At 69.0% G+C, this 2,542-nt stretch carries 2 protein-coding genes; both read left to right on the top strand.

The window, feature by feature from the left end; genetic code table 11:
• On the top strand, window positions 1-417 hold a 417-nt coding region (locus G5V65_RS21635), incomplete at its 5' end, for a hypothetical protein (RefSeq protein WP_165054646.1).
• Window positions 365-2,365 carry a phage terminase large subunit family protein gene (locus G5V65_RS21630; protein WP_165054643.1) on the top strand — a complete coding sequence of 667 codons (2,001 nt, stop codon included), beginning with the start codon at window positions 365-367 and terminating at the stop codon, window positions 2,363-2,365. The genes G5V65_RS21635 and G5V65_RS21630, both read left to right, overlap by 53 nt.
• Window positions 2,366-2,542 lie beyond the last annotated feature (177 nt).

Raw genomic sequence — 2,542 nt, 5'->3', positions numbered from 1 at the left:
ACGACGGACCCGTCCAAGACCCGGAAGCCACCCGAACCGAAGCTGAAGCCCGTCCCCGAAGCTGCTGTGGCTGCCGTGGGCGACACGCTGCGCGAACAGGGTCTGGCGGTCCCGGCGGTCGGCGGCGGGACGACCTTCCTGCAGGCCAAGACCGCGAACGAGGTGCTGAAGGCGCAGGAGCGGCGCATCCGGCTCCAGAAGCTGAAGGGGGAGTTGATCGAGCGCGCCCGCGCGCTGGCGCTGGTGTTCCGGCTGGCGCGGGAGGAACGGGACGCATGGGTGACCTGGCCTGCGCGCGCGGCGGCGCTGATGGCGGCCGATCTGGGCGTCGAGCCAGCCGCGATGCAGAAGGTCCTGGAAAAACATGTCCGTGCCCACCTCGACGAACTTGCCGAGGTCCGGCCCGACTTCCGGTGACGATGATGGCCTGACGGATTTCGACGGCGCGGCAGAAATCCTGCGCACCTGGGGTGCGGGGCTGACGCCCGATCCCGATCTGACCGTTTCGCAGTGGGCGGACCGGCACCGGATGCTGTCGGGCCGTGCTTCGGCAGAACCGGGGCGGTATCGCACGGCGCGCACGCCTTACATGCGCGAGATCATGGACCGGCTGTCGCCCGGCGATCCCACGCAGCGGATCGTGTTCATGAAGGCGGCGCAGGTGGGCGCGACCGAGGCTGGCAACAACTGGATCGGCTTTGCCATCCACCAGGCGCCGGGTCCCATGCTGGCGGTCCAGCCCACGGTGGAACTGGCGAAGCGCAACTCGCGCCAGCGGATCGACCCGCTGATCGACGAGAGCCCGGACCTGCGGGAGCGGGTGAAACCGGCCCGGTCGCGCGACGCGGGCAACACGATGCTGTCGAAGGAATTCGCGGGCGGCATCCTGATCATGACGGGCGCGAACTCGGCGGTCGGGCTGCGGTCCACCCCGGCGCGGTACATCTTCCTCGACGAGGTCGATGCCTATCCCGCCTCGGCCGACGAGGAAGGCGACCCAGTCACGCTGGCGGAAGCCCGGTCGCTGACCTTCGCCCATCGCCGCAAGGTCTTCCTGGTCTCGACACCCACCATCCGGGGGTTGTCGCGCATCGAACGGGAATATGAGGCGTCTGACCAGCGCCGGTACTTCGTGCCGTGCCCGCACTGCGGCGCGATGCAGTGGCTGAAGTTCGACCGGCTGCGCTGGCAGAAGGGCCGCCCCGATACGGCGGAATATCACTGTGAGGGCTGTGACGCGGCAATAGCGGAGCACCACAAGACGGCGATGCTGGAGGTCGGCGAATGGCGGGCGACCGCCACGGCCGCCGATCCGACGACGGTCGGCTACCATCTTTCGGCGCTCTATTCGCCGGTGGGCTGGCTGAGCTGGTCCCGCATCGCCCGTGGCTGGGAGGCGGCCCAAGGGTCGGATGAGGCGATCAAGGCGTTCCGCAACACGATCCTTGGCGAGACTTGGGTCGAAAGCGGCGAAGCGCCGGACTGGCAGCGGCTCTATGACCGGCGCGAGGCATGGAAGCCGGGCACGGTGCCAGCGGGTGGGTTGTTCCTGACCGCCGGGGCCGACGTCCAAAAGGACCGGATCGAGGTCGATGTCTGGGCCTGGGGTCGCGGGTTGGAGAGCTGGCTCGTCGATCACGTGGTGATCGAGGGTGGGCCAGACCGGCACGACGCGTGGTCGGAACTGACGGCGCTGCTGGACCGGGCCTGGCCGCATGAACTTGGCGCGCATCTCAGGATCGCGCGGCTCGCCATCGACACCGGCTACGAGGCCCCGGCGGTCTATTCCTGGTCGCGGGCGCAAGGCTTCGCACAGGTCTCGCCGGTGAAGGGCGTCGAGGGGTTCAACCGCTCAAGCCCGGTCTCGGGACCGACCTTCGTCGACGCAACCGAGGGCGGCAAACGGCTGCGGCGCGGCGCGCGGCTCTGGACCGTGGCGGTGTCGACATTCAAGGCCGAGACCTACCGCTTCCTGCGGCTGGAGAGGCCGACGACCGAGGAACGGGCCGAGGGTGCAGCCTTCCCGCCCGGCACGATCCACCTGCCGCATTGGGTCGAGAACGAATGGCTGAAGCAGTTCGTCGCCGAGCAACTGGTGACGGTGCGCACCAAGCGCGGCTTCGCCCGGCTGGAATGGCAGAAGCTCCGTGAGCGCAACGAGGCGCTGGACTGCCGGGTCTATGCCCGCGCCGCCGCCTGGATCGCGGGCGCGGATCGCTGGTCTGAGGCCCGGTGGCAGGATATGGAACGGCAGTTCCCGGACCGGGACGCAATTCGGGCCGATAGCGGACCAACGCCAGCGCGTATTCCAGGGACTCCACAGGGGCCTCGGCGCAGGACGGTGCGCTCGACCTATATGGGCTGACCTTCGGAACTACTGCTGTCGCAGCGCGCGGCTGCGGGCGAAGGCCTCGAGGGAAACCTTGCGCCGGGTGGCAAGATCGCGCACGCGCGCCGCGATCTCGGGTTCGCCAAAGTCCACCGGGTTGAAGGGGCCGCCATACCAGCGGACCATGTCCTTGTGCTGCGGATGGCGGCGGTT

It is taken from the genome of Paragemmobacter kunshanensis, assembly GCF_011059185.1.
In the GTDB taxonomy this organism is placed as follows: domain Bacteria; phylum Pseudomonadota; class Alphaproteobacteria; order Rhodobacterales; family Rhodobacteraceae; genus Paragemmobacter; species Paragemmobacter kunshanensis.
This window is presented reverse-complemented; position numbering and strand designations above follow the sequence as displayed.